The sequence below is a fragment of the Flavobacterium frigoris genome (assembly GCF_900111075.1).
Lineage (GTDB): Bacteria > Bacteroidota > Bacteroidia > Flavobacteriales > Flavobacteriaceae > Flavobacterium > Flavobacterium frigoris.
The window spans coordinates 1-2,137 of sequence record NZ_FOFZ01000034.1; the positions used below are offsets into that span (position 1 = coordinate 1).

Consider the following 2,137-nt stretch of genomic DNA (forward strand, 5'->3'; position numbering starts at 1 on the left):
ATCATCATTTTTTTGGATTGCAGATTATTTTCTGAGAAGGAGCGAAGCAAGTGATTTTTTCACCGCAAAATTTGGCGAAATATCTATTATAACGTCTTGGCGCTTGGCGTGGTTGGGGACTTTTGAAACCGAGTATTTTCGGCTTAACGTAAATGTAGTGAAAAAACGCTAATTCCACTAAATGCCCAATCACGCCAAACGGCTGTTGGCAGAAGTATTTTTATTTACTATTGATTTGGTAATAAGTAAAGAATATTTTTTTTCCAATCTATAGTCAATAAATAATCTTCAAAAAATCCATTGCCGATTAGTGACGAAACGCCTTTTTCTAATAAAATAGTTTGATTAGTTAGTTCAATTTCGCCAATTCTAATTTTTTCAAGTTTAAATGTTTGTTTTGCTTCTTGGCTGTTTTTTTGTTCTTCTTTTAAATTTCCTACAAACGAACTGTTCGCAGTAAATCTTCCACTTGAACCAGTATCAAAAATAAATTTATGTTTTGTATTATTTATTTCAACATCTAAATATGATAATCCATAATTTTCTTTATGCATTTCAACTTTTTTATGTTTTCTACTTGATAAATCAATTTTATCAGTAAATCTGATTACTTTATTTTTAAAATCAATTTGCCAATTTGCTTTTCTCATTAAGTTGTTTCCTATTACTCCGTCTATTTTTAAATTTTCATAATCCTTTTTTATGAAGTTTAAATCTAGAAGCATTCCATATGTATTTTCAAAAATAACATTTGAGATAGAAACTTTTGGTAATTCAATCAAAGCGTTTTTTTGCGCCGAAATTGAACTTCCAGAAACTTCGACTTCTTTTTTAAATTTATATTCTATTTCTTTTGAGATTTCTTGGTCAATTAAAGTTACTTGTGCACCAGTATCAAAAAGAAAGTTGTATTCTTTGTTTGAAATATTTACCTTAATAAAAATATGTTTTTTATAATATTCAAAAGGTATTTCTGTTATATAATCTTTTTGGTTTACAAATCCGTTTTTACAAATTTGCTTAAAATTTTGGCTTACACAATTATAATTTGCCAAGCATAAAAATGTTAAAAGTAATAATGTGTATTTTTTCATAGTTTATTTTATTTGTGCAATTTTTCAGAATATTTCTGCCAACGTGTCGCAGCTTGTGTATGGTGGGGAGTTTTGAGCAGATTATTTTCTGCTTAACGTAAACGTAATTGATTACGGAAATTCCACTAAAACCCCACTATACACAAACTGCTGTTATGCCTTCGGTTTTTCGCCCAATTTTTTTCGGTTACAATTTTCGGTTTCGCTTCCGCACCGTTTAAGTCGGAATTATTTTAAAAAACATATTATGTCTAAACACCTTCACTTCTCATATATTTCAAAACACGATGATAAATCAATAATTATAATTCGCAAACATAGATTTCATTTCAGTATGAGATCTTACTGGAATCAAATACTCGTCAAAATCGGTTTTAGATGATTCAATTCTAAACATTCCCATTAAATGCGCATTTGCAATAACTCCTAAATTCGCTAATATGTCAGCAACATTTTCGTCATTAATATTTTCAAGCATGTTGAAGTTTTTATCTTCAAAGAATACAACGAATCGTGAAAAAGTTGTTATTGAACAAACTTTACCGTTTTTACAGATTTCTACGTTAATAGTAAATTCAATAAAGTTTTGGTTAATTGAATGTCCTGCGGATATGATTGGACGATGGTCGACAAGACTTGTCAACTCATGGTCTTTTTCGTATGGTTCTTTTTCTATTGTAAAACTTATTAATTCTACTCCTAAAAGTTCTAATTGTACTTGCATGTATTTTTGTTTCTTTTATCGTTTCTGTTTTCGTCCTCCTAAACTGAGGCATAACGGTTCCTGGCTTAGCTTGTTGGGGAACTTTTAAGCAGATTATTTTTGGCTACACGAATATATGAAAAAAAACGGAAATTCCACTAAATTCCCCATCATGCTAAACCAGTGTTACAATATGTTTTTATCTATACAATCTTTCTCGCTATTCAATTTTTTACCTAATTTTCTTTGGCTGCAAACTGCATCATTTTAATTTTTGCAAATTACTTTCTGCTTAGTGATTTCGCCATTTTACTTTTGGCTGCAAACTGCATCATTTTAA

Annotated in this window: 2 protein-coding genes; both read right to left on the reverse strand. The window is 29.6% G+C overall.

Annotation, left to right across the window (positions count from 1 at the left end; genetic code table 11):
* Nucleotides 1–227 precede the first annotated feature (227 nt).
* Entirely contained in the window at nucleotides 228–1,094 is an 867-nt protein-coding gene (locus BMW63_RS17580) for an aspartyl protease family protein (RefSeq protein WP_074724765.1), read from the reverse strand.
* Nucleotides 1,095–1,389: 295 nt separating this feature from the next.
* Nucleotides 1,390–1,818 (reverse strand): hypothetical protein, encoded by a 429-nt coding sequence (locus tag BMW63_RS17585; RefSeq protein WP_074724766.1) that lies wholly within the window; start codon nucleotides 1,816–1,818, stop codon nucleotides 1,390–1,392.
* Nucleotides 1,819–2,137 lie beyond the last annotated feature (319 nt).

Bases quoted from the DNA above. Each gene is read 5' to 3' on its own strand.
- BMW63_RS17585 (WP_074724766.1), bottom strand. From the start codon at position 1,818: ATGCAAGTACAATTAGAACTTTTAGGAGTAGAATTAATAAGTTTTACA.
- BMW63_RS17580 (WP_074724765.1), bottom strand. From the start codon at position 1,094: ATGAAAAAATACACATTATTACTTTTAACATTTTTATGCTTGGCAAAT.